General features: G+C 61.5%; 17 protein-coding genes, 1 tRNA gene and 1 pseudogene. 8 read left to right on the top strand and 11 right to left on the bottom strand.

Features of this window, described 5'->3' with window-relative positions; translation table 11 throughout:
- Window positions 1-16: 16 nt before the first annotated feature.
- Together miaA and purM are read right to left on the bottom strand one after the other, a co-directional pair.
- Entirely contained in the window at window positions 17-958 is a 942-nt protein-coding gene (gene miaA / locus PHAMO_RS02110; protein WP_002725947.1) for a tRNA (adenosine(37)-N6)-dimethylallyltransferase MiaA, read from the bottom strand.
- 135 nt (window positions 959-1,093) lie between these two features.
- Window positions 1,094-2,281 (bottom strand): phosphoribosylformylglycinamidine cyclo-ligase, encoded by a 1,188-nt coding sequence (gene purM / locus PHAMO_RS02105; RefSeq protein WP_002725945.1) that lies wholly within the window; start codon window positions 2,279-2,281, stop codon window positions 1,094-1,096.
- Between purM and PHAMO_RS02100 the strand changes: the two genes are divergently transcribed.
- Genes PHAMO_RS02100 through PHAMO_RS02090 form a run of 3 tightly spaced genes read left to right on the top strand, consistent with a single transcriptional unit; the run spans window position 2,251 to window position 5,143 of the window.
- Entirely contained in the window at window positions 2,251-3,330 is a 1,080-nt protein-coding gene (locus PHAMO_RS02100) for a DUF2066 domain-containing protein (RefSeq protein WP_040566057.1), read from the top strand. The two genes, purM and PHAMO_RS02100, sit on opposite strands and share 31 nt — an antisense overlap.
- Window positions 3,327-4,436, top strand: coding sequence for an AI-2E family transporter (locus tag PHAMO_RS02095; protein WP_002725941.1), 1,110 nt, complete (start codon window positions 3,327-3,329; stop codon window positions 4,434-4,436). The genes PHAMO_RS02100 and PHAMO_RS02095 overlap by 4 nt, the downstream gene beginning before the upstream one ends.
- Window positions 4,433-5,143, top strand: a complete 711-nt coding sequence (locus PHAMO_RS02090; protein ID WP_002725939.1) for an HdaA/DnaA family protein — start codon at window positions 4,433-4,435, stop codon at window positions 5,141-5,143. Before PHAMO_RS02095 ends, PHAMO_RS02090 begins: the two co-directional genes overlap by 4 nt.
- Here PHAMO_RS02090 and PHAMO_RS02085 read toward each other — a convergent pair.
- Complete coding sequence (locus tag PHAMO_RS02085; RefSeq protein WP_002725937.1) at window positions 5,109-5,951, bottom strand: immunoglobulin domain-containing family protein; 843 nt, start codon at window positions 5,949-5,951, stop codon at window positions 5,109-5,111. The genes PHAMO_RS02090 and PHAMO_RS02085 overlap by 35 nt on opposite strands.
- Before the next feature lie 220 nt (window positions 5,952-6,171).
- Here PHAMO_RS02085 and PHAMO_RS02080 point away from each other — a divergent pair, with 220 nt between their 5' ends.
- Both PHAMO_RS02080 and PHAMO_RS19215 read left to right on the top strand, forming a co-directional pair.
- Window positions 6,172-7,236 (top strand): sulfate/molybdate ABC transporter ATP-binding protein, encoded by a 1,065-nt coding sequence (locus PHAMO_RS02080; protein ID WP_002725935.1) that lies wholly within the window; start codon window positions 6,172-6,174, stop codon window positions 7,234-7,236.
- A 309-nt stretch (window positions 7,237-7,545) separates the two neighbouring features.
- Window positions 7,546-7,704: a hypothetical protein gene (locus tag PHAMO_RS19215; RefSeq protein ID WP_155801491.1), complete on the top strand. Its 159-nt coding sequence runs from the start codon at window positions 7,546-7,548 to the stop codon at window positions 7,702-7,704.
- A 578-nt stretch (window positions 7,705-8,282) separates the two neighbouring features.
- Here the strand turns inward: PHAMO_RS19215 and PHAMO_RS02075 are convergent.
- The 7 genes and pseudogenes from PHAMO_RS02075 to murA form a co-directional block, all read right to left on the bottom strand.
- Complete coding sequence (locus tag PHAMO_RS02075; RefSeq protein ID WP_002725927.1) at window positions 8,283-8,507, bottom strand: helix-turn-helix transcriptional regulator; 225 nt, start codon at window positions 8,505-8,507, stop codon at window positions 8,283-8,285.
- A gap of 118 nt (window positions 8,508-8,625) precedes the next feature.
- Window positions 8,626-9,438: a DUF7946 domain-containing protein gene (locus tag PHAMO_RS02070; protein WP_002725925.1), complete on the bottom strand. Its 813-nt coding sequence runs from the start codon at window positions 9,436-9,438 to the stop codon at window positions 8,626-8,628.
- 1 nt (window position 9,439) lies between these two features.
- Window positions 9,440-9,511: pseudogene (locus tag PHAMO_RS20445) on the bottom strand (hypothetical protein); the annotation flags it as partial.
- A 381-nt stretch (window positions 9,512-9,892) separates the two neighbouring features.
- Window positions 9,893-9,968: transfer RNA gene (locus PHAMO_RS02065), tRNA-Thr, on the bottom strand.
- A gap of 1,010 nt (window positions 9,969-10,978) precedes the next feature.
- Window positions 10,979-14,617: a vitamin B12-dependent ribonucleotide reductase gene (locus PHAMO_RS02060; RefSeq protein WP_002725919.1), complete on the bottom strand. Its 3,639-nt coding sequence runs from the start codon at window positions 14,615-14,617 to the stop codon at window positions 10,979-10,981.
- Window positions 14,618-14,738: 121 nt separating this feature from the next.
- Window positions 14,739-15,659: an EamA family transporter RarD gene (gene rarD / locus PHAMO_RS02055; RefSeq protein WP_002725917.1), complete on the bottom strand. Its 921-nt coding sequence runs from the start codon at window positions 15,657-15,659 to the stop codon at window positions 14,739-14,741.
- 113 nt (window positions 15,660-15,772) lie between these two features.
- On the bottom strand, window positions 15,773-17,071 hold the full coding sequence (murA, locus tag PHAMO_RS02050) for a UDP-N-acetylglucosamine 1-carboxyvinyltransferase (protein ID WP_002725915.1): 1,299 nt from the start codon (window positions 17,069-17,071) through the stop codon (window positions 15,773-15,775).
- A 153-nt stretch (window positions 17,072-17,224) separates the two neighbouring features.
- Between murA and PHAMO_RS02045 the strand changes: the two genes are divergently transcribed.
- Complete coding sequence (locus PHAMO_RS02045; protein WP_002725913.1) at window positions 17,225-17,890, top strand: hypothetical protein; 666 nt, start codon at window positions 17,225-17,227, stop codon at window positions 17,888-17,890.
- Between the two features lie 97 nt (window positions 17,891-17,987).
- On the opposite strand, the gene nifJ is transcribed toward PHAMO_RS02045, so the two are convergent.
- Window positions 17,988-21,578 (bottom strand): pyruvate:ferredoxin (flavodoxin) oxidoreductase, encoded by a 3,591-nt coding sequence (gene nifJ, locus PHAMO_RS02040; RefSeq protein WP_002725911.1) that lies wholly within the window; start codon window positions 21,576-21,578, stop codon window positions 17,988-17,990.
- 306 nt (window positions 21,579-21,884) lie between these two features.
- Here nifJ and PHAMO_RS02035 point away from each other — a divergent pair, with 306 nt between their 5' ends.
- Together PHAMO_RS02035 and PHAMO_RS02030 are read left to right on the top strand one after the other, a co-directional pair.
- Entirely contained in the window at window positions 21,885-23,861 is a 1,977-nt protein-coding gene (locus PHAMO_RS02035; RefSeq protein ID WP_002725909.1) for a lytic transglycosylase domain-containing protein, read from the top strand.
- Window positions 23,858-24,547: a haloacid dehalogenase type II gene (locus PHAMO_RS02030; protein WP_002725907.1), complete on the top strand. Its 690-nt coding sequence runs from the start codon at window positions 23,858-23,860 to the stop codon at window positions 24,545-24,547. Before PHAMO_RS02035 ends, PHAMO_RS02030 begins: the two co-directional genes overlap by 4 nt.
- The last annotated feature ends 1 nt before the right edge of the window (window position 24,548 follow it).

Raw genomic sequence — 24,548 nt, 5'->3', positions numbered from 1 at the left:
ACAACCTATCGCCATGTCAAACGGGGGTCAAGCGGAACTGGCGAACTTTCATAAAGATTGTGGTCATCAAACTTTCCGAAAGTTGCGCATCTAGGACTATATCCGGCTTAAGTCGATGCCGCACCCAGGTCATTTGGCGCTTGGCATAGGCCCGTGTGGCGCTTTGGGCGGCTGCGATGGCTTCGTCCAGTGGACGTTCGCCCTGGCAATAGCTGCCCAGGTCGCGCAGACCCAGCGCTTTCATGATCGGCAAAACAGGGTCGAGATTGCGGGCGAGAAAATCACGGGCTTCGGCAACGGCTCCCGCATTGACCATCGCCAGGAAGCGGCCGTCGCATGCTTGCCGCAGCCGTTCGCGCTGCGGGGCGAGCGCCAGGGTAAGCCACCGCGCCGCCACCGCGCCTTCACGCGGTTCGGTCTGCCACGCCGCCAGCGAGCGGCCGGTTGCCGACAAAACTTCCCAGGCGCGGATCATCCGCTGGCTGTCGCCAAGGGGGAGGCGGGCCGCCATCACCGGATCGATTTCGGCCAAACGGTGGTGAAAGGCGGCATTGCCCAGGGTCTCGAACAGCGTGCGGGCCTCGGCACGGGCTTCGGGGGGGATTTCGGGGATCGGCGACAGGCCATCCATCAAGGCTTCGAGGTATAGACCCGTGCCGCCGACCACGACCGGCAGGCGGTTCGAATTCCAGGCGGCATTGATTTCCGCAGTGGCAAGATCGCGCCAACGCGCTGCCGAACAAGGCTCGGCCGGGTCGATCAGTCCATATAGGCGATGGGGGGCTCGGGCCAGATGGGCTGGTCCCGGACGGGCGGTGAGGATCGGCAGTGCGTCATAGACCTGCATCGAATCGGCGTTGATCACCACGCCATCGAAAGCGACCGCAAGCGCGAGCGCCAGTCCCGATTTACCCGAAGCGGTGGGGCCAGCGATCACAACGGCACAAGGAAGAGTCATCGTCGGGGGCAGGGTCCGGGTTCGCGGTGGGGTGCTTGGGTCTTAGCGGACTGGCAGCTGGGGGGCGTCGTTCGCATGATCGGGGCACCGGGGGCCGGGCCGTTCCCAACACGTGGAAACAGCCCGGCCAAAGCGTCAGATCCAGCCGTCCTGGTGTAGGACCTGGCACTGGGGTTCGTCGCCGTTGCGGGCGCGAACGCGGCCGATCCGCAGCACGGTCTCGCCATGTTCGGTCAGCAGACGCGCCGCTTCGTCGGCTTGATCGGGCGCAACCACCAGGGCCATGCCGATCCCGCAATTGAAGGTGCGGGCCATTTCTGTGGCAGCGACCTTGCCCTCGAATGCCAGCCAGCGGAACACTGGCGGCGGTGCCCAGGCGGCTCCGTCGATCTCGGCGACCACGCCCTGGGGCAGGACGCGCGGCAGATTCTCGATCAGTCCCCCGCCAGTGATGTGAGCCAGCGCCTTGACGGTTCCGGCGCGGATCGCCGCGAGTGTGCTCGCGACATAGATCCGGGTCGGCTCCAGTAGAGCTTCCCCCAGCGGACGGGCGGGCGCGAACGGGGCCGGGTCATTATAAGACAGCCCGCCACGCTCGACGATACGGCGGACCAGCGAGAAGCCGTTGGAATGGACGCCGGATGAGGCCAGCCCCAGCACGACGTCACCGGGGGCGACATCGATCAAGGGCAGCAGATGCCCGCGTTCGGCGGCGCCGACCGCGAACCCGGCCAGATCGTAATCGCCATCGGCATACATGCCGGGCATTTCGGCTGTTTCGCCACCGACCAGGGCGCAGCCAGCTTGGCGGCAGCCTTCGGCGATGCCGGAAACGATCGCCTTGCCTGCGGCGACGTCAAGCTTTCCGGTGGCGAAATAGTCGAGGAAGAGCAGAGGCTCTGCTCCCTGGACCACCAGATCGTTGACGCACATCGCCACCAGATCGATGCCGACCGTATCGTGTCGGCCTGCCTCGATGGCGACTTTCAGCTTGGTGCCGACGCCGTCGGTGGTGGCGACCAGGATCGGGTCGGCAAAGCCGGCAGCGCGAAGGTCGAACAGCGCCCCGAAGCCACCCAGGCCGGCGGCAGTGCCGGTGCGGGCGGTCGAACGGGCCAGCGGCTTGATGGCCTCGACCAGAGCCTCGCCAGCATCGATATCGACGCCGGCATCGCGGTAGGTCAGGCCTTGCTTTTCATCATGCGCGGGAATGGGCTTCCTCGTGGGATTCGGTGTGATATGTTCGGGTCGGAACGGGTTGGCCGAAGATACTTGATCCCGGACGGTTTGCAATGGCTTCTCTCCGGCGCCGACTCGGCGCATTGATTCTGTTATGTGTTCTCACCATCGTCGTGACCGGGCCGCGTGCCCTGGCCGCCGATACCTTCACCGTGCGCGGGCTTGACGTAGACGTCACCGCTGCGACTGTCACCGCTGCGAAGGAGCAGGCGTTGGCCGAAGCCGAGCGAACCGGCTTTCGCCGCATGCTTGAACGGCTTACCACCCCTGCCGATCTCGCAAGGCTGCCTGCAACCGATGCTCGCCAATACGTGCGCGATGTCGCGGTCGAACAGGAACGGTCGTCGGCGGTGCGTTATCTCGCCACGATGACGGTGCGTTACAATCCCGCGGCGGTAAAAAAGCTGCTGCGCGAGGCTGGCGTGAAGTTCGCCGAGCCGCGATCACGCGCACTGGTGGTCGTGCCCGTGCTGCGCCCGGCTGGTGGTGCCCTGCCCACGGTTTGGGACGAGCCTAGTCCGTGGCGGGCGGCGTGGGTCGCGCAGGGCGGCGGCGGTTTGGTTCCGCTGGCGGTTGCCGCCTCCGTGGCCGATCCGACCGTGGCTTCCCCTCCTGTCGATCGCATCGTGGCTCTTCAGCCCGATATCCTGGCGGCAATCGGGGCACGTTATCGCACTGGCGATGTGCTGGTGGCCGTCGCCACGGTGAATGCGGCCGGAGCTGTCGAGGTAACGCTTGGCGGTGGCGGCTCTTTGCACCGGCCGTTCGACAGCAAGACCTTCACGGCCGAGGGCGGTCCCGAGGCGGCGATGCGTACTGCCGTGGCCGAGATCGCCCAGGGGTACGAGACCCAATATAAGCAGCAGAACATGCTGGCCTTCGATCATGCCGCCACTCTGCCCACCATCGCGCCTCTTTCAGGGCTGGGCGATTGGCTGGTTCTGCGCGAACGACTGGGCCGGGTGCCTCATGTCCGGCGGTGGGAGATCGTGTCGTTGACGCGCGACGAGGCCGCCCTGTCTCTGCATGTTGTTGGCGAGACCGATCAGGTCCGTGCCGCCTTGGCCTCTGCCGGATTGAATCTAGAGCAGGCCGAGGGGGTATGGACCCTGCGGATCGGAGGCGCGCGATGAAAAACGATGTTTCGACGATCGCTGTGACCGAGATGACTCCTGGCCAGCGGCTGCGCTTCTGGTTGACCTGCGCCATCGTCTTCGTGCTGTTGCTGTGGTTATTACGGGGGGTGTTGCTGCCTTTTGTCGCCGGGATGGCGGTGGCATATTTCCTTGATCCTCTCGCCGACCGATTGGAAGAGAAAGGGTTCTCGCGCACTCTGGCGACGACGGCGATCACTCTTGCCTTCTTCGCGATCTTCATTCTGGCGCTGATGGTGCTGGTGCCGGTGGTCGAACAGCAATCGCTGACCTTTATCGAGCGAGTGCCGACCTATATCCGCGCACTCGGCGATCGGGCCGGGCCGCTGCTCGACGAACTGAGACACCGTTTATCGGTCGATCAGATCGATAAGATTCAAGGGGCAATCGGCACTTATGCCGGGACCGTGGTCGGCTGGCTGGCCGGTCTGGTCCGCGATCTGCTGAAGGGCGGTATCGCGGTGGTCAGCTTGCTGTCGCTGGTGTTCATTACCCCTGTGGTGACGTTCTACCTGCTGCGCGACTGGGATCAGATCGTCGCCACTATCGACGGATGGCTGCCACGTCCCCATGTTGAGACGATCCGATCCGAAATGCGCAAGATCGACCGTACCCTGGCCGGGTTCGTGCGCGGTCAGGCGACGGTTTGCATAACCCTGGCCGCGTTTTATGGTTTGGGGCTGACCGCCGTCGGGCTCGATCTCGGGCTGTTGATCGGTGCGGCGACCGGGATCGGCGCTTTCATTCCCTATGTTGGGATGCTGGTCGGGCTGGTGGTCAGCTTCTCTCTGGCGGTGGCGCAAGGGGGTGGCTGGACTTTGCTGGTTGGGGTCGGCGGCGTCTTTTTGATCGGCAATCTGCTTGAAGGCTACGCTCTGACGCCTAAATTGGTTGGCGGTCGTGTCGGTCTGCACCCAGTCTGGATTATCTTCTCGTTATTAGCCGGTGGGGCATTGTTCGGATTCGTTGGTATTTTGCTGTCGGTGCCTACCGCGGCAGTGATTGGGGTCGTGACCCGGTTCAGCCTGCAACGCTACCTCTCCAGTTCGCTCTATCACGGCGGCGAGGCGACGCCGGACAGATGACCGAGGCACAGCTTCCCCTTGATCTCGGTCACCGGCCGGCGCTTTCGGCCGGTGACTTTCTTGTCGCTCCCTGCAATGCCGACGCTCATGCTTGGTTGGAGCGCTGGCCGATATGGCCCGGTGCGGCATTGGTGCTGACCGGCCCGCCCGGCAGCGGCAAGACTCATCTGGTCCATCTGTTTTCTGCCTCCAGCGGGGCCGTCACCATCTCTGCCGCCGATCTGACCGTCGAGGCGCCGCCCCATCTGTTGGCCGGAGCCGGGGCGGTGGCGGTCGAGGATTGCGATCAGGCAGCCGCCGCCGGGCAACTGGACGAAGCCGCCTTGTTCCACCTGATCAATCTGGTGCGCGAGACGCGGGGACATTTGTTGCTGACGGGGCGAGAAGTGGCTGCCCGCTGGCCGTTGCGGCTGGCCGATCTGATTTCGCGTCTGCGCGCAATGCCTGCGGTGGCGATCGGTGGTCCCGACGACGCGCTGTTGGCGTCGGTACTGGTCAAGCTTTTCGCCGACCGCCAGATCAAGGTGGGCGAGGAGGTGGTAAGCTACCTGTTGGGGCGGATGGAGCGCAGCTTTGCCGCCGCCGCCGCCCTGGTTGAAAGCCTCGACCGCGCCGCGCTGGCCGGTCAGCGGGCGGTAACTGTGCCGCTGGCCCGCGCCGTCCTTGATGGCGTCACTCCCCCCACGGATGAAGAAGACTTAGCTTAAGTCCGCTCGGAACGCTGGCGTGAGCGACGTCGAGATCGGAGGCAGTTACCGGAATCCGCACTGGTCCCATCGCCAGCGGCAACTCTATGACCCGCCCACCCGGTGCTGCCTCGGTATAGGACACGAGGCGGCTGGCGGTCAGGGTGGCGCGGAGGGATTGGCCGCGCAACGGGTTGACCGAGACCAGCAGCACCCGCCGCAATACCCGGCCCGGTGCGGCATAGGTGATCACTCCCACCGCGCCGCGCGACCATAATTCTTCGTCGGCGACGGCCAGCGCCGCGACGCGGCGGGCGTCCGGTTCGAAGGTAAACGCCGCCAGGGGCAAATCGGTGTCGAACAGCCACGACCCATCGGCCAGCGACCACGCGCTGCGGCGTCCGTTGCGCACGGTCCAGAATAGACCATCGTCACTCAGGTTCGCCGAATTGCCCTGGGCATGGACGGTGTAAATAGGGGGGCGGCGTAAGTCGATTGGCATTCCGACCGGCCAGGCGTCGAGGCGGATTCGTCCTTCGCCATCGGTACCGCCGTCGGTTTGCTGTCGCAACAGCAATCGTCGGGGGCGGGGTTCTCCCGTGACTGGAACGCTCAGTTGGGTATAGGTCGTGTTCGACATCCGCATGGTGACGCGGCCGCCTTCATCGCGCATGCGGACGTTCGATCCTCCGCCGAGAACCGCTTCGTCAGGGCCAAGTGTGCCGAACAGTGGCAACAGGACGGCAACGACAGCAAGGATCGGTACGGTGAACGCAAAGAACTTCAGGGCGACAAGAGCCCCTCCAAAGAACGGCCATATGCTGCGCATGCATAATGATCCCCAGGCGCGGCTGCCCATCTCCGACGCAGGGCCAGCTTACGACGGGTCGGCATCGCTCGCAACAGGGCCAGTTCCTCGCCATGTTACGATGACTTTTCATTGTTGGGTTTCAGGCTCATCCTGATATGTCGCAAATCTCGGGGGATCGGGTCCGATCGCCCAGACCCTCGGCGAAGCTTGGCGTTTTGGTCAACCGAGGAGCTGTCCGGTGATCGAAGTTCGCAATATCACCAAGACGTTCGGTGTCTTCCGGGCGCTGGATGACGTCTCTTTGCTGGTCCCGAAGGGAAAGCTGGTGGCGCTGCTGGGGCCGTCCGGCTCGGGCAAGACGACACTTCTCCGTATTCTTGCCGGGTTGGACGCGCCCGATCACGGTACGGTTATCCTGGATGGGGTCGAGGCGACCGAGCGGAAAGCGCGGGATCGCGGCATCGGCTTTGTCTTTCAGCATTATGCGCTGTTTCGCCACATGACTGTTGCCGACAACATCGCCTTCGGCCTGACCGTGCGGAAAGGTAAGGACCGTCCGCCCCGCGCCGAGATCGACCGCCGGGTCGCTGCGCTGCTTGATCTGGTCCAGTTGAGCGGTCTGGCCGGGCGCTATCCCACTCAATTGTCAGGCGGGCAGCGTCAGCGTGTCGCCCTGGCTCGTGCCCTGGCGGTCGAACCCCGTCTGCTGCTGCTCGACGAGCCGTTCGGTGCGCTCGATGCCCAGGTGCGTAAGGAATTGCGCCGCTGGCTGCGCCGTCTCCACGACGAACTGGGGCTGACCGGGGTGTTCGTCACGCACGATCAGGAAGAGGCTCTGGAGGTCGCCGACGAGGTAGTGGTGATGAACAAGGGCCGAATCGAACAGATCGGCAGCCCCGCCGCGATCTACGATTCACCGGCAACGCCGTTTGTCTTTAGCTTTCTTGGTCATGTCAATGCTCTGTCTTGTTATGTCAAGGACGGAGCCACGACCCTTTTCGGTCGTACTGTTGGCGTGTCCGCACCGGATGGTGCGGCGATCGCTTTCATTCGTCCGCACGATATTGTCTTGGTCCCTCCGGTTCCCGGTCAACCGTATGGTGTGGTGCGCCAGATTTCGGTGTTGGGTCCAGTGGTGCGGATCGATCTCGATCTGCCCGGTGATGCGTCAATCGAAACCGAACTGAGCCGAGATGCTTTTTCTCAGTTGGTTATCGATCGTGGTGCGACGGTTTCACTGACGTTGCGCCGGGTCCGGGTCTTTGTCGGGACGTCCGGTCCGTGGGAGGGGGAGACGGGATGATTCTTCACCTATCGTCGTATTTTTAGTTGCGGGTCGAGAGGGGCGTAGCTATATACTGCAATGCAGCAAAGGCATTGGCGCGAACCTGCGTCAGCTGTCTTTCCTGGACGTTTCCTCCCTGACCTTGGGCCGTGCGGGTAACCGCGCGGCCTTTTTTTGTCGCTATTCTCCGATCCGTTTCACCCCACCGTCTCAAGGATAAGCCAACGCCCGCGAAGCCGAGCGGGACGCCGACGCGAGCGCGAAGAACTTGAGGCCAAGACGGCGAACAGACGCAAGGCAGGCGGTGCCCGCGAGAAAGCCGTCCTCATGGCATTTATCGACGGACTGCCGGACGACGAGCGCCAAGCCCTCGAGCAGGGCTTCCGGGATCACCTCGCCGGAACTGTCCCCGCCATTATTGCCGCACGATTCAAGGGGGGGAAGACGTGGTGCGCCGATCCGATCATCAAAGGCAAGGCGCTGTGATATATTGGGGGAATGATAGGTTACAAATAGCCACTTAATCACATTATGGTTTTTTAAATTGGCGTAATTACAATCTTGTAATTCCCATCCATCTTTATAGAAGACCCGGATATTATCAATGATGACGTCGTTACATCAAAAAAATAGCTCTGGTACTGAGGGGAGAAATCGCAGTGATATGCACCCCCAGTTAGCCATTCTGTCTCCGTAAGGTGAATTTCCCCGAACTCCATCGTCCCAACAGACATGCGCGCAATAGTTTTAATGGAACGCGCCACACCTTTAGCGGTGTATGTGACATTACAATTAAATACAGGGCAATTTTGATTAATTTTGAAGTTTTCATAAAGGTATGTTTGAAAATTACTGAGCGACACGATTGCCTCCATTGAAAATGAGAGCTCGCCTACGAATTCAAGCTCTTGGCTGGAATCCCCCAGAGGGGTAAAAAGCACCCTTTGATTTTATATTTAAAATATTAATCCCGCACAAGGCTGCAAGCACGCGTTTCGCCATAACTATCGAGCTCGCAAAATAACGGGGCGGACGGCTGTGCACGCCGCCCGCCCCTCGCCCCGTCAAAAGGAAGTCTCGTGAGAGGGTCTATCGCGTTCGGCAATACGCTCACTCACCCACGCATCCACCTCCGACAACAGCCACGCGACCCGATTCGGCCCGAGCTGTACCCGCTTGGGGAATTTGCCCGCCGCTTCGAGACGCCCGATGTGTTGGGGTGTGTACGGGATGCCGCACAGTGTTTTCAGCTCCTTTTTCGACACGAGCCGCTTGTCGTACTGAGTCATCGGATATCTCCCTTTCGGGAGGCATCGCGATGCCTCGGTGGAAAAGCCGCACCGGTAGGCGGAAAAAGGCTATCGCGGTAACACGGTGATGTCCATCTGATCCCAAGCGCTGGCAGGGTTATAGAAATATGGATTCCAGTTGAACATCGATGATTAGGTAGCCCTTCAATCGTCCTGACCTGCTAATATTTCTAAAGCCACGGCAAAAGAAGAAACCGCTCCCATCCCGTGAAATCGCATTGGCGACAAGGCTTTGAGCAATGAGGCCAACGCTTTTTATGTCTCGCGCGCTATCAGCAAGTTCAAACGGTATTGGGCGTCCTTCGTCGGGGACGAATATCCTTCCTTTATACGTATTGCTGTTGTAGCTGGATACTCGACCATAAATATCTACGGGGTTTGAGCTACGTTCTGTGATGTCTATGTATTCAAATGTTTCAAAATTGAGGGCGCTCGAAAAAGGCGCTGCGCGGCCATAAATGGTCGGGGTGATCGTAGCGGTCTTTGCAGATTCCGATATAATAATTGGCCTGTGCATTTTCTTGATTGAGAGCTCGCATTTTTCAATTACGGCATCAAATCGCTCTTGATCTTGCGGCTTTACGTCGATATTTAGTTTTTTCGCTTCTTCGTACTGCTGTCCGAGAGTTTTTGCGAAATCTACGTGGAACCCCAGGGTCTCCGATACGACGTAGTCGTATGCGGATGTCATGAGATGCCCAAGAACTGAGTTTTGCGGCGTCTGTCCGAGGGCATAAATGCCTGCAACCACTGTCGCGATAAATTTCCAGCTTCCTGGCTCTGCGGGGAGTGCCAGGATTTTCGCGCCCTTGAGGGAGGGGGCTTCTGTTATGATTGTACCATTCAGGACAAGATGCGTTGTTAGGGGCAAGGGATCGCTGGAACCCAGCGAGTGCCTGAGCAACATCATAGAAATCGATCTCGTTTTTCCTTGCGATGCCGCCGTCAAACGAGAGCGTGAAGCTTAGGGGCTGGGCAGTCATCCGTCTTTCGCCTCCCTGAATGCTGTGGCGCAGTGGCGCCGACCCTTTGAACTTACGACTGTCGTCAGGGGTGGGCAATTATTCGGAGTGGTGTGCCGGAAAAAAGTTGCCTTTCGGTCGGCTGCGCCGCACCTCCGCCCGCGCGTTTGTGCCCTCCGTTAGGTAACATCCTGGCGTCTTAGGTAACGGGGCGTGGGTAACGGTATGTGCCCCGCCAAGGCTGTTCGGTTGTTCGGTGGGGTGTGGTTGGGATTGGCGGTTTTCCGCGCTTTCCGTGGGGCTTAGGTAATGCGCCGCTGCGCATGTTACCTATTTCGTTACCTAAACAGCCCCGGAAACGGCCAAGGGCTTAACGGTTTCCCGTTAAGCCCTTGAAAAGAATGGTGCCGGCGAAAGGATTCGAACCCTCGGCCCGCGCATTACGAATGCGCTGCTCTACCAACTGAGCTACGCCGGCACTGAATGTCGGCGGAAGTTACAGGTGTCTTCGGGAAAATGCAAGAGTGTCGCGCTTGCTTTCGTTCGGGATTGCCAGGAAAAGAGCGATCCAAGCTCTTGACCCGGAAAAGCGCAGTCCCATATCAAGCTTAACATGTTTCGTCCAGGAGGCCGACTTATGAGACAGCGCAACACCCGGGTTCTGGTCGCGGTCGAGGATAACGGCAGGCAGACCGCCCTTGCGGCAACTATGTTGGTTTCTTTGTTAATTCTTGCTTCGGTTCTGTTGGCCTGATTCTTTCAGCCGTAATGGCTGCTGACGATGGCTGTTTTTCATTCCAGGTGATTACGGAGCGGTCTTTATTGGCCGCCCGTATTCTTTCTTATTTGTGATCGTTGATGCGAACCTCATCACATGGGAGTGGTCTCACATGCTTGATGAGGTTTTCTCTGTTCACCGCAGTAGCTGCGTTGCGACGATTGGGCGTGCAGTTCATCCACTGGTTCGACAGAATACCGGCTTGGTTGCGCTGGAATGGCGGCTTGCTGAAAAAATATGACTTAAATCGGCCTTGTTAGCTGGACGGGGAATGGGTCTCGGTATATGGAAGGTTATTATCGTTTGATAATTAATGGAGTCGGCGATGTATCCAAATTGGATATTAAGAATTTCTCTCTGCTTTGTTCTTCTTGCCCAGCTTCCCGGCGCTTTTGCTGAACTCGTTGTGTCAGCCGCTGAGGGGGAACTGATATGGATGTTAGTTCATTCTCTAGCAGTAATTGGAGACTTTTATTTTTGCTATAAAATAATACGAGACGGCATCGACTGATAATAATTCTAAGATCATCGGTGAATGCGGTTTATCAGGTTATTATCTGAGGTCCATATTTTGGACATATCGAGAGTGGTCTGGTCCGAATCCGCTCAGCAAAAATCTTCCGAGCATTATGCGAACGGCCAAACGGCCGGAGGGCTGCGCCCTCCGGCGATGACGAGCTAAACTTTGTTTTGCGTCTCAGCGAAGCCGATTAACTGCACCCCGTCGTGCCGCCGCAGGTGTCGCATTTCAGACAGGTGCCGTTGCGGACCAGGGTGAAGTTGCCGCATTCGGGACAAGCGTCACCTTCATAGCCCTTCATCCGGGCGGTGCGGATCCGTTCGGCGCGATCATCCAAACGCTCCAACCTCATATCAGCATCGATCTCGGCGGCGGGGGCGAGTGCCGCCGGTGCCGCCAACAGCATTTCTCCGGTTGAATCGGCGGTCAGCGCCGTCTGGACCGCGCGTTTCGGGAACATCGAACGGACATATCCCTTTGACGCGACGCGCTTGACGACTTCCAGCTGGCGGGCCGAGGCGCGGGAATCAAGCTGGCCTTCGGCTGCGCCGCGCCCGAGCGTGTCGGGGGTCAAGTCGGCGGGTTCGACATGGGCCAGATCGTTACGGCCCAGGTACGAGATCGCCAGTTCGCGGAAGATATAATCGAGGATCGACGACGACATCTTGATCGTCTCGTTGCCTTCGACCATTCCCGAAGGCTCAAAACGGGTGAAGGTGAAGGCTTCGACGAATTCTTCGAGCGGAACGCCATACTGAAGACCGACCGAGATCGAAATGGCGAAATTGTTCATCATTGCCCGGAAAGCGGCGCCTTCCTTGTGCATATCGATGAAGATTTCACCGAGACGCCCATCCTCGTACTCGCCGGTCCGCAGATAGACTTTGTGACCGCCAACGATCGCTTTCTGAGTATAGCCCTTGCGACGGTCGGGCAGTTTGGAACGGCGGCTGGCCAGACGTTCGACCATCTTTTCGGCAACGATCCCGGCCCGCGTCGCCGCCGGAGCATCGGCGATGGAGTCGGCCAGTTCTCCAGCATCGTCGAGCAGGGCGGCCTGGAGCGGTTGGCTCAGTTTCGAGCCGTCGCGATACAGGGCGTTGGCCTTGACCCCCAGCCGCCACGACAGCAGATAGGCTTCCTTGCAGTCCTCGACGGTTGCCGAGTTGGGCATATTGATCGTTTTGGAGATCGCGCCGGTAATGAAGGACTGCGCCGCAGCCATCATTCGGATATGGGCATCGACCGACAGCAGGCGGGTGCCGGTCCGGCCGCAGGGGCTGGCACAATCGAACACCGCCAGATGTTCGGGCGTGAGGAACGGCGCGCCTTCCAGAGTCATCGCGCCAGTGACGTGCAGGTTCGCGGCCTCGATCTGCTCGCGCGGGAACCCCAGCCAGCCCAGCAGGTCGAAGCCGGGATCGTTCAGCTTTGCTGAGGGAATGCCAAGCGATTGGATGCAGAATTGTTCGCCGAGACCGAACTTGTTGAAGACGAATTTGATGTCGAAAGCGGATTCAAGCTTGGATTCCAGCGTTGCCAGAGTCGCGGCATCGAAGCCCTTGGCGGCCAGGGTCTCGTGATTGATGAAAGGCGCATTCTTCAGCGTCGCGTGGCCGACGGCATGGCGAACGATCTCCGCAATGTCGCTCTCCCCGTAGCCAAGCGTGCGCAGAGCCTCGGGCACCATCCGGTTGATGATCTTGAAATACCCGCCGCCAGCCAGCTTCTTGAACTTGACCAGGGCAAAATCGGGCTCGATGCCGGTGGTGTCGCAATCCATCACCAGGCCAATCGTTCCGGTCGGCGCGATCACCGAGACCTGAGCGTTGCGGAAGCCAAACCGCTGGCCCTTGTCGAGGGCGACATCCCAGGCCCGCCGAGCGGCCGCGACCAGGGTGGCGTCGGGGCAATTGGCGGCGTCGAGCGGTACCGGCGGCACCGACAGCCCTTCATAGCCGCTGCCCAGGCCATGGGCGGCCCGGCGATGGTTGCGGATCACCCGCAGCATCGATTCGCGATTGAGCGGGAAGTCGGCGAACGCCCCCAGCGCTTCGGCCATATCGGCAGATGTCGCGTAGGATTCGCCAGTCATCAGCGCGGTGATCGCGGCGATCAGGGCGCGGCCATGCTCGCTGTCATAAGGGATACCGTTGGCCATCAGCAAGCCGCCGACATTGGCGTAGCCAAGGCCCAGGGTACGGAAGCGATAGGATAGTTCGGCGATGCGGTCGCTGGGGAACTGAGCCATCAGCACCGAAACTTCCAGCACCATCGTCCACAGTCGCACCGCGTGGCGGAAGCCCTCAATGTCGAACTTGCCGTCCGGGTCGCGGAAGCACAACAGGTTGAGCGAGGCCAGATTGCAGGCGGTATCGTCGAGGAACATGTATTCCGAACACGGATTCGACGCGTTGATCCGCCCCGATTCCGGGCAGGTGTGCCACTCGTTGATGGTGGTGTCGAACTGGATGCCGGGATCGGCGCAGGCCCAGGCGGCTTCGCCGATCTGTTCCCACAGATCGCGGGCTTTCAGCGAGCGGATCACCTTGCCGGTGGTGCGGTGGGTCAAAGCCCAGTCGGCGTCTTCGGTGACAGCCGTCAGGAATGCGTTATCGACCCGTACCGAATTGTTCGAATTCTGGCCGGAAACGGTCAGATAGGCTTCGGAATCCCAGTCGGTGTCCATCACCGGGAAATCCATCTTGGAATAGCCCTGACGGGCGAACTGGATCACCCGCTGGATGTAATTCTCGGGGATTTCCGAGCGGCGGGCAGAGAGGATCGCCGTCTTCAGCTTGGTGTTGCGCTTTGGGTCGAAGCGGGCGTCGTCTTTGACGGCACCGTCGGCGCGGCAGGCTTCCATCACTTCGGTCAGATGGCGGGCGGCAAGGCGCGAGCCGGTGACTAGCGCCGCCACCTTCTGCTCTTCACGCACTTTCCAGGCGATAAAGGATTCGACGTCGGGATGATCGACATCGACGACGACCATCTTGGCGGCGCGGCGGGTGGTTCCGCCCGATTTGATTGCCCCGGCGGCGCGGTCGCCGATCTTGAGGAAGCTCATCAGTCCCGACGAGCGCCCACCGCCCGACAGCTTTTCGCCCTCGCCACGCAGACGCGAGAAGTTGGTGCCGGTGCCGGAACCGTACTTGAACAGCCGGGCCTCGCGCACCCACAGATCCATGATCCCGCCGTCGTTGACCAGATCGTCTTCGATCGACTGAATGAAACAGGCGTGGGGCTGCGGATGTTCGTAGGCCGAGTTGGATTTGATCAATTCGCCGGTTCGGTAATCGACATAGGAATGACCCTGGCCGGGTCCGTCGATGCCATAGGCCCAATGCAACCCGGTGTTGAACCATTGCGGTGAGTTCGGCGCGGCCATCTGTCGGGCCAGCATATGGGCGAGTTCGTCGCGGAAGGCCAGCGCATCGTCCTCGCTATCGAAATAGCCGCCTTTCCAGCCCCAGTAGGTCCAGGTTCCGGCCAGCCGGTCGAAGACCTGCCGGGCCGAGGATTCGCCAACGAAGCGGCTGGCTTCGGGCAACGCCGCCAGGGCGATGGGATCGGGTTCGGAGCGGGACAGCCATTCCGGCACCCCCGGTTCGACAACCGGACGGGTGGCGGCCGGAACTCCAGCCTTGCGGAAATATTTCTGGGCGAGAACGTCGCTTGCCACTTGCGACCACGCAGCGGGAATTTCGATGTTGGTGGCGGAGAACACCACCGATCCATCGGGATTGCGGATCTCGCTTGATGCCGTGCGGAACTCGATCCCGGCATAGGCTGACTGGCCGACTCGGGTGAAGTGTCGCTGGACCCGCATGGCTTTTCCTTCGTGTGGTAGGGGGGGACGGGGAAAAGCCCCGGCGGAGGCCATCCTATGCCGGATCGGCCGCGTCGGTCAATATCTAGGTTATCAACAGGTTTTTACACAATATATAGGGTCATGCCTCTGTCGCGCTGCGGGTGTGGTGACGCCAGCTTTCGAGTGAATACAGTGCGATCGAGGCCCAGATGCAGGCAAAAGTGACCATTGTGTGCGGTCCGGGAACCTCGCCAAAAGCCAACACCGCCAGCAGAAAATGGCCGGTCGGGGCGACGTACTGGAAGAAGCCCAGCGTGGCATAGCGCAGTCGCATCGCGGCGGCGGCGAACCACAGCAGGGGGAGGGCGGTGACGGGACCGCCCGCGATCAGTGCCGCCGCCAATTCGGGCGAACCGCCGAACAATGGGTCTCCCGACATTCCCCGCCAGATCAGGTAGGCCAGCGCCAGCGGTGCCATCAACCCGGTCTCGATCGTCAGTCCGGTCAGCGGTGCCACTGCGGGGAGTTGCTTGCGCAGCAGTCCATAGATGCCGAACGAGACCGCCAGCAGGATTGCCAGCCAGGGCGGTTGATCTCCGGCGATCAGCATCGGTTCGGCCACGCCGACGACTGCCAGGGCGACCGCCAGCCATTGCAGCGGCCGCAGTCGTTCTTTCAGGACCAGGACGCCCAAGGCGACGTTGATCAGGGGGTTGAGAAAATACCCCATGCTGGCTTCCAGCACGTTGCCGCCGGACACCGCTGCAATGAACACCAGCCAGTTGATGCTGATGCACAGAGTCGAGGCGGTCAGCACCAAAAGGCGGCGTTTGGAATTCACGAGAAGCCGCAATTCGTCGAAGCGTCGTTCGCGCCAGATCAGGAAGACGACGAACAGCAACGACCACAAGATACGGTGGGCGAGCACCTCGGCGGGTGGTACGGTTGCCACCATTTTCCAGAACGCAGGGAACATTCCCCACGAGCCATAGCAGGCCAGAGCGAAAAAGACGCCTTCGCGGGTGCGGGCGGAAGAAGCGGGGGGAGGGGAGGGGACCATGCCCGGACGATGCCCGAGCCATCCTGGTTCCCGCAACCCCTCCTTGGATATATTTTAAGAAAAAAGGGACAGGTCAGTATCATCCGCCTGTCCATGGAGGAAGCCTTTTTGCCCTATTCGGCGGCGGACCCTTTCAGCCGTTCGATCCGCGCACCGCAGGCGGCAAGCTTCTCTTCGACCCGCTCATAGCCCCGGTCAAGGTGATAGACCCGGTTGACGATGGTTTCGCCCTCGGCGGCCAACGCCGCCAGGATCAGCGAGATCGAGGCGCGCAGATCGGTCGCCATCACCTCGGCTCCCGACAGGCGGGGCACGCCTCGCACGATTGCCGACGCGCCATGGACGTTGATGCGCGCCCCCATCCGAGTCATTTCAGGGACATGCATGAAGCGGTTTTCGAAAATCGTTTCCGTCATCATCGACGCGCCCGAGGCGGTCGCCATCAGCGCCATCAACTGGGCCTGCATGTCGGTGGGAAAGCCGGGATAAGGTTCGGTCATGATATCGACGCCACGAATTTCGCGCCCTTCGGCCGCGATTCTCATCCCGCGCGGGGTCAATTCGACCAGGACGCCCGCCTCGATCAGCACTTTGGTTACCGCATCCATCAGATCTGGACGCGCGCCGATCAGTTCGATGTCGCCTCGTGTGATCGCGGCGGCGATGGCGTAGGACCCGGTCTCGATCCGGTCAGGCACCACCGAGTAGTTCGCTCCGTGCAGTCGATCGACTCCCTGTATCCGCAGGATACTGGTGCCGATCCCGTCGATCTTCGCCCCCATCGCCACCAAGCAATGCGCCAGATCGGCGACTTCCGGCTCGCGCGCGGCGTTCGAGATCACCGTCTCGCCCTCTGCCAGGGTCGCGGCCATCATGATGTTTTCGGTGCCGCCGACGGTAACCTGGGGGAAAACGATGTCGGCCCCCTTCAGGCGTCCGTTCACGCTGGCGACGATATAGCCGCCCTCCAGCGCGATCTTGGCCCCCATCTGCTCCAGCGCTTTCAGGTGCAGATCGACCGGACGGGTGCCGATGGCGCAACCGCCCGGCAGCGAGACCCGCGCCTGCCCCACACGCGCCAGCAGAGGCCCGAGAACGAGCACGCTTGCCCGCATCTTGCGGACCAGATCGTAGGGTGCGGTGGTGTTGCTGATCGTCGCTGCGGTCAGATCCAGGACCCGGCCGGTATGGCCGCCATCCGCCGAAGCGCCGTTCAGCAGCATCTCGACCCCATGCTGGGCCAGCAGATTCGCCATCGTGGTGATATCGACCAAATGGGGCAGATTCGACAGAGATAACGTCTCTTCGGTCAGCAGACAGGCCGGCATCAGCGTCAACGCGGCGTTTTTCGCGCCGCCAATGGTGATCGCTCCCCGAAGCGGCGTGCCGCCGATAATGCGGATCCTGTCCATGATCGAATCTGTTCCTTGACGAAAGCGGGGTGAGCGAGACGCCCCGTTTAGACCTCCCCCCCGACTCCGGTCAAGGGGGGCGACGTTCCAAAGTCGATTCTGCCACCAGTCTTACGGCTGGATCGCGACAAGAGCTTCGGGTAAAAGCCCGCTATGATTCTCACGCCCCTAGACCACGCCACCCTCGACCGCCTCGCCGCCGATTTTGATCGCGCCCTGGTGGACGACCCGCTTGCCCGTTCGGTATTCGCCCGCGTCACCGCGCTGCGGCCCGAGGGCGATCTGCTCACCCTCTCGACCGATCCTGATCAACTGTCGCAAGCAGTCGATCTGTGCCGTCGCTTCGGCTTTGGCATTCTTGATATGTCGCCAGCCGATCACTTCACTTGGGATGGCACCTCGGTCGCGATTCGGATCGAGCCCAGCGTGCTGGTGCATGAGATCGGCCACTATCAGCTTGCCGCTCCTGCCCGGCGCAAGGTCTACGATTTCGGTCTGGGAGCCGGACCGGAAACCGGCCGTAAGGACGAGGCGGACGCGGTGCAAAGCCTATTCCTGCCCGAACGCGATGTTGAGGAAGGACTCTGTTCGCTGCTCGGCATTCTCTGGGAGGCCGAACTGGGTCATCCCGCCGTGCTCGCCTTCCTTGAACAGAACTGGATGGAAGGCGGTGCCAACCTTCACAACGTCGCTCATTTCCGCAAGGTGGTACGGTGGCTATCCGAGATGGGGCTGATCGATACCGATGGCTGTCCGACGATGGCTGTCCGTGAAGAAGGCGACGAGACGTTCTTCGTTCGCTGGTATGCCGAGGGCTAAAGATCCTTCTGACTTTGACTAGGCCAAACAAAAACCCCCTCTTCCATCGATGGAAGAGGGGGTTTCCGTTTATTTAAGGCTCACATGCCTTAGCCGATTACTCGGCGGCGTCGCGACTGGTCGGCACTTCGGGCAGGCCGGCAAAGCGGCGCAGCAGGGCGAAGCGACGCCGGATCGCGTCTTCGGCGCTGTGGACCAGCCCCTTGTAACGCTCGGGGTCGGCACGCTCGACCATCTGGAACCGGGCCTCGGCCTTCATGAAGTCGGCGAGGTTCGAAGACGGATCCTTCGAGTCGAGGGTCAGCGGGTTTTCGTCGCTGCCGAACTTGCGCGGATCCCAGCGGTACAGCGGCCAGTATCCGGTCTCTACCGCCATCTTCTGTTGGTCGAGACCATGCGACAGGTCGTAGCCGTGGGCGATGCAGTGAGAGTAGGCGACAATCAGGGAGACGCCGGGGTAAGCGACGGCATCCTGGAAGGCACGAACGGTCTGCACATCGCGGGCACCGAAGGCGACATTGGCGACGTAAACGTCTCCATAGGCCATCGCCATCATCCCGAGATCTTTCTTCGGCAGCGACTTTCCGGCGGTGGCGAACTTGGCCGAGGCCCCGATCGGGGTGGCCTTGGACTGCTGGCCGCCCGTGTTGGAATACACTTCGGTATCCATCACCAGGATGTTGATGTTGCGACCCGAGGCGAAGATGTGGTCAAGGCCGCCATAGCCGATGTCATAAGCCCATCCGTCGCCACCGACGATCCAGACCACCTTTTCGGCCAGATAATCGGCGACCTGTTCCAGACGGCGGGCCTTGGAATCGTCGAGTCCGGCCAGGATGCGGCGCAGATCTTCGATACGGGCGCGCTGGGCATCGACGGCGACTTCGGTGTCCTGAACAGCGTGGGCGATCTCGGTGACCAGCCGCTCGGGCAGCTTGCCTTCCGCCGCCAGGGCGGAGAGCAGCAGCTTGGCATGTTCCTTGTGGCTGTCGAGAGCGAGGCGGAAGCCAAAGCCGAATTCGGCATTGTCCTCGAACAGCGAGTTGGCCCAGGCCGGGCCACGTCCGGCCGCGTTCTGAGTGTAGGGGGTGGTGGGCAGGTTGCCGCCATAGATCGACGAGCAGCCGGTGGCGTTGGCGATCATCAGCCGGTCGCCCCACAACTGGGACATCAGCTTCAGATACGGAGTTTCGCCACAGCCCAGGCAGGCGCCCGAGAATTCGAACAACGGCTGAAGCAACTGGGCGGTTTTGACGGTGGGAGCGCCCAGCTTGGCCTTATCGACCTCGGGCAGGGTCAAGAAGTAATCCCAATTCGCCACTTCGGCTTCAAGCAGCGGAATTTTGTCTTCCATGCGCAGGGCACGGCGGGACGGATCCTTCTTATCCTTGCCGGGGCAGACCTGGACACAGAGGGTGCAGCCGGTGCAATCCTCGGGAGCGACCTGAAGCAGATAGGTCTGCCCCTTGAACTCGCTGCCGCGATAATCGGCGTGCTTCAGGCTGGCCGGAGCGTTGGCCAGCGCCTCGGGTTCGACCACCTTGGCGCGGATCGCGGCATGGGGGCAGACCATCGCGCACTTGTTGCACTGGATGCAGGGGGCTTCGTCCCACACCGGGATTTCGGCGGCGATGTTGCGCCGCTCGAACCGGGCGGTGCCGGTCGGCCACACACCATCGACCGGGAAGCACGATACCGGCAGAAGGTCGCCCTGATTCGCCAGCATCATCGCGGTGACGCGCTTGACGAAATCAGGCGAATCGTTGGGTACCAGCGGCGGACGGGTGCGGTTGGCGGTGACGTGTTCGGGGATGATGACGGTCTGGAGGTTTTCCAGGGTGCCATCGACCGCGGCGAAGTTCTTGGCGACCAGCTTTTCCGACTTGCGGCCATAGGTCTTTTCGATCGCCTCTTTGATGTGGGCGATCGCTTCGTCGCGCGGCAGAACACCCGACAGGGCGAAGAAGCAGGTCTGCATGATGGTGTTGATGCGATTGCCCATGCCAGCGGCCAAAGCCACCTTACGAGCATCGATCACATGCAGCTTGAGCTTCTTGGCGATGATTTCTTCCTGGACCTCGCGGGGGAGGTGGTCCCACACCTCGTCCTTGTCATAGGGCGAGTTGAGCAGGAAGGTCGCGCCCGGCGCGGCATAGGTCAGCACGTCATACTTGTCGAGGAAGACGAAGTGATGGCAGGCGACGAAATCGGCCTGGTCGAGCAGATAGGCCGACTGGATCGGGTCGGGGCTGAAGCGCAGGTGGGAGATCGTGATCGCGCCTGACTTCTTCGAATCGTAGACGAAATAGCCCTGGCCCTGGAATCCGGCGTTCTCGGCAATGATCTTGATCGAGTTCTTGTTCGCCCCGACCGTGCCGTCGGCGCCCAGGCCGAAGAACACCGCCCGCTTGACGCGGGGCTGGTCGATGCGGAAGTCGGGATCGAGCGGCAGCGAGAGATGGGTGACGTCATCGTTGATGCCGACGGTAAAGTGCGGCTTCGGCGTCGCCTTGGCGAGTTCGTCGAACACCGCCTTGACCATGGCGGGAGTGAATTCCTTCGACGCCAGACCATAGCGGCCGCCGATCACGACCGGGTCGGCGGCACCAGTGGCGCGCAGGCCCGAGGCTTTCGCTTCGTGCAGGGCGGCAACGACGTCGAGATAAAGCGGCTCGCCGATCGCGCCCAATTCCTTGGTGCGGTCGAGCACGGCGATCGCGCGGGTCGAGGGCGGCAGCGCCGAAACAAAAGAATCGACGGAGAAGGGACGGAACAGCCGGACCTTCAGCACGCCAACTTTCTCGCCCTTGGCGGCGAGCGCGGTGACGGTTTCATGGGCGGTCTCGGCCCCCGAACCCATCAGCACGATCACCCGCTCGGCCTCGGGATGGCCAAAATAATCGAACAGGTGATAGGAGCGGCCGGTCAAGGCGGAAAAGCGGTCCATCTGCGCCTGGACGATGCCGGGACAGGCGGTGTACCAGCCGTTGCGGGCTTCCTGCATCTGGAAGAAGGTGTCGGGATTCTGCGACGTGCCGCGGATGGTCGGATGATCGGGCGACAGGGCGTGGGCGCGGTAATCGGCGATCGCCTGGGCGTCCATCAGGCCCATCAAGTCGTCGTCGGTCAGTTCCTCGATCTTCGACACTTCGTGCGAGGTGCGGAAACCATCGAAATAATGCAGGAACGGAACCCGCGACAGCAGGGTCGAGGCATGGGCGATCGCGGCAAGATCGTGAGCTTCCTGCACCGAGCCGGACGCCAGCATCGCAAACCCGGTCTGGCGGCAGGCCATCACGTCGGAATGATCGCCAAAGATCGACAGGGCGTGGGTTGCAAGGGTACGGGCAGTGACGTGCATGCAGAAGCTCGTCAGTTCGCCTGCGATCTTATACATGTTCGGGATCATCAGGAGCAGGCCCTGACTGGCGGTGAAGGTGGTCGCCAGAGCGCCCGCCTGCAACGCGCCGTGGACTGCGCCGGCAGCACCACCCTCGTGCTCCATCTCGGCCACTTCCGGGATCTGGCCCCAGATGTTTTTTCGGCCCTCCGCTGCCCATTGGTCGGACAACTCGCCCATCGTCGAGGATGGCGTAATCGGATAGATCGCCGCCACCTCGCTGACCCGGTAAGCTACCGACGCGCAAGCCTCGTTGCCGTCGACCGTGATCAAAGCCCTCTCTGTCATTTCTTGTCCCGTTTGTTTGCTCTGCCTGTCCGCGCGCAACCGCCATCGTGTAGGCGAGGTACGCAAGGGTCGGCAGAATAGACAACGCGCTTGCAACAAAGCAAGTCCCTTACCTAAACCCCATCCAATTCGCAATAATGTTGCGGAAGCACCCCCTGCCGGAAGGGAGGGTCTCAACCATACGGAAAGGCATCGCCGCGTAACGCACCGCTCTCTGTGACGAGAGAGTGGGTGCTTCGGCTTGAAACCTTGTGCGTCGCGCCCTTAGAATACGCCCCCTAACGGAACGTCTGGTCAAGGTTTGCCGTGAACTCCTCTTTTGCCGCCCTGCTGATTTCCGTCGGCCTCGCCGTCGGTCTGCCTCTCTCGGCGGCCGAAATTTCGCCGAGCGAACGCGCCGTCGCCCGTCAGGCGGTGGCTGCGGCTAAAAAAGACCATCTCGACGAAGCCCTCCGGCTGGCGCGTCAGGCGCGCGATCCGGTGCTGACTCGTCTGGTCACCTGGGTCGATTACGCTTCGGGCGGGACGGATGCGGATTTCCGCAGCCTATCGACGTTCGTGGCCGCGAATCCCGACTGGCCGCTCTTGTCGCAGATCACCCGCCGGGCCGAGGCGGCCATCACCGCCGCCACGCCCGGAGCCGAGGTGATCCGCTGGTTCGATTCCCATCCTCCCACCACCGCCGATGGCGGCATGGCCTATGCTCGGGCGCTTCAGGCCGCTGGCCGCGCCGACACGGCGCTGAAGGTGATCCGTCAAACCTGGGTCGAGCAAAGTTTCGGTCCCCAGCAGGAGCGGCAGTTCCTGATGGCGTTTGGCGAGAAATTGCGACCCGAGGATCACTGGCGTCGTCTCGACCGCCTGCTGTGGGACCGGCAGGACACATCGGTGCAGCGGATGTTGTCCAAGGTCGATCCCGCTCACCGCGCCGTTGCCAATGCCCGTCTGGCGCTGCAATCGGGGAAAGGCGAGCCGGAACCGTTGCTGGCGGCGGTGCCGCCCTCGTTGCGCGACGATCCTGGCCTGATCTACGAAAGAGTGCGCTGGCGGCGTCAGCACGACATGGATGAAGACGCCCTTGATCTGCTGACACATCCGTCGCGGAACAAGGTCCGGCCCGATTTGTGGTGGCAGGAGCGAGCGATCCTGGCCCGCCGGGCTTTGCAGAAAGGGCTGGTGTCGCGGGCCTATCAGGCTGCTGCCGATCATGGGCTGGAAGGCGGTTCGGCTTATGTCGATGCCGAGTTCCTGGCCGGTTGGGTTGCTTTGCGCTTCCTCGACGACCGCGTGACCGCATTGGATCACTTCATCCGTCTGCACGAATGGGCCAGCCATCCGATGGCTCGGGCCAGGGCGGCTTATTGGGCCGGGCGCGGATATGAAAGCGTCGGCGATCCCCGCGCGCGGGACTGGTTCACTCGTGCCGCCCGCTATCCCACCACTTATTACGGTCAGTTGGCGGGGTCGAGGATGGGCGAGCATCACTGGCCGTTGCCTGACGATCCTCAGCCGACCGCCGAAGACGTCGCCCGCTTCAACAGCCGCGATATCGTCGCGGGGGCGCGGATATTGCTTGATCTGGACGAGGACGACCTGCTGCGTTCGGTCTTCATCCGCCTCAACGACATCGTTCAGACACCGGGGGAGCGGGTTCTGGTGGCGCGGCTGGCCAGCCGCGAGGGCCGCAACGATCTGGCTCTGCTGGTGGCGCGGCGTTCCGATCGTGACGGCGTTACCCTGGTCGAGGCGGGGTGGCCGGTGCCGCGCTTCGTCGCCGAGGACGGTACGCCGGAAAAGGCTCTGGTTCTGGCGTTGATCCGTCAAGAAAGCGGCTTCATGCCTGAAGTGGTATCTCAGGCTGGGGCGCGTGGGCTGATGCAGCTTCTTCCCACCACGGCAGCGCGGGTCGCGCGGGCCAACAACGTCAAGTTCCATCCCGACCTGTTGAACGATCCTTCGATCAACATTCGGTTGGGGTCGGCCTATCTTGAAAATCTGATCGATTCATTCGATGGATCGTACATGCTGGCGCTGGCGTCCTATAATGCCGGGCCGGGACGGGCGCGGCGTTGGATTCGGGAAAACGGAGATCCGCGCGATCCGAACATCGACGTTATCGACTGGATCGAGATGATCCCGTTCGGCGAGACCCGTAATTACGTTCAGCGCGTGATGGAAAGCGTCGCCGTCTATCGCCGTCGTCTGGGCAAACCTGCCGGTCCATCCCTCGAAGCCGATCTGAAGCGCTGGTCGCGGAGCATGTCTCCGGAGGAATCGCAGTGACCGCTCATCCGTCCTTAGCCTCTGTCCGGGCCTGCGTTTTCGACGCTTACGGCACCGTGATGAATTTGGGCGATCTTTCGACGGAATTCGCGGCGGCCCTGGGTGATAAGACTGCGCCGCTGATGGATTTGTGGCGACGCAAGCAGCTTGAGTATAGCTGGTTGCGGACCCTGATGGGGCAGCACGCCGATTTCTGGACGGTGACCAGTGATGCGCTTGACTACGCCCTGTCGAGCTTCGGGTTGGACGATCCCGCGCTTCGTGCGCGGATGATGCAGGCATGGATGGCCCCTTGTCCGTATCCCGAGGTGCCCGCCATGCTGGACCGGCTGCGCGCCGCCGAGCTGAAGACCGCGATTTTATCGAACGGCTCGGTTACGATGTTGACCGCTGGAATTGGCGCAGCCGGTTTGACGGATCGGTTGGATGCGGTTCTATCGGTCGAGTCCGTTGGTCGCTTCAAGCCGCATCCCTCGGTTTATGCGCTGGCGGTCGAACGGTTCGGCTGCACGCCGGCAGAGATTTGTTTCGTTTCCGGCAACGGTTGGGATGTGGCCGGTGCCGCGTCATTCGGATTTAAGGTTGTCTGGATCAACCGGGCAGGGGTGCCGCAAGAGCGGCTTCCCTGTGGCCCGGACGTTGTGCTCGCGTCCTTGGATAACCTTGCCGACATACTTGGAGCTTAAG

This window comes from Magnetospirillum molischianum DSM 120, assembly GCF_000294655.1.
Classification (GTDB): Bacteria; Pseudomonadota; Alphaproteobacteria; order Rhodospirillales; family Magnetospirillaceae; genus Phaeospirillum; species Phaeospirillum molischianum.
The sequence above is the reverse complement of the archived record's forward strand: the minus strand, read 5'-3'. Positions and strand labels throughout refer to the sequence as shown.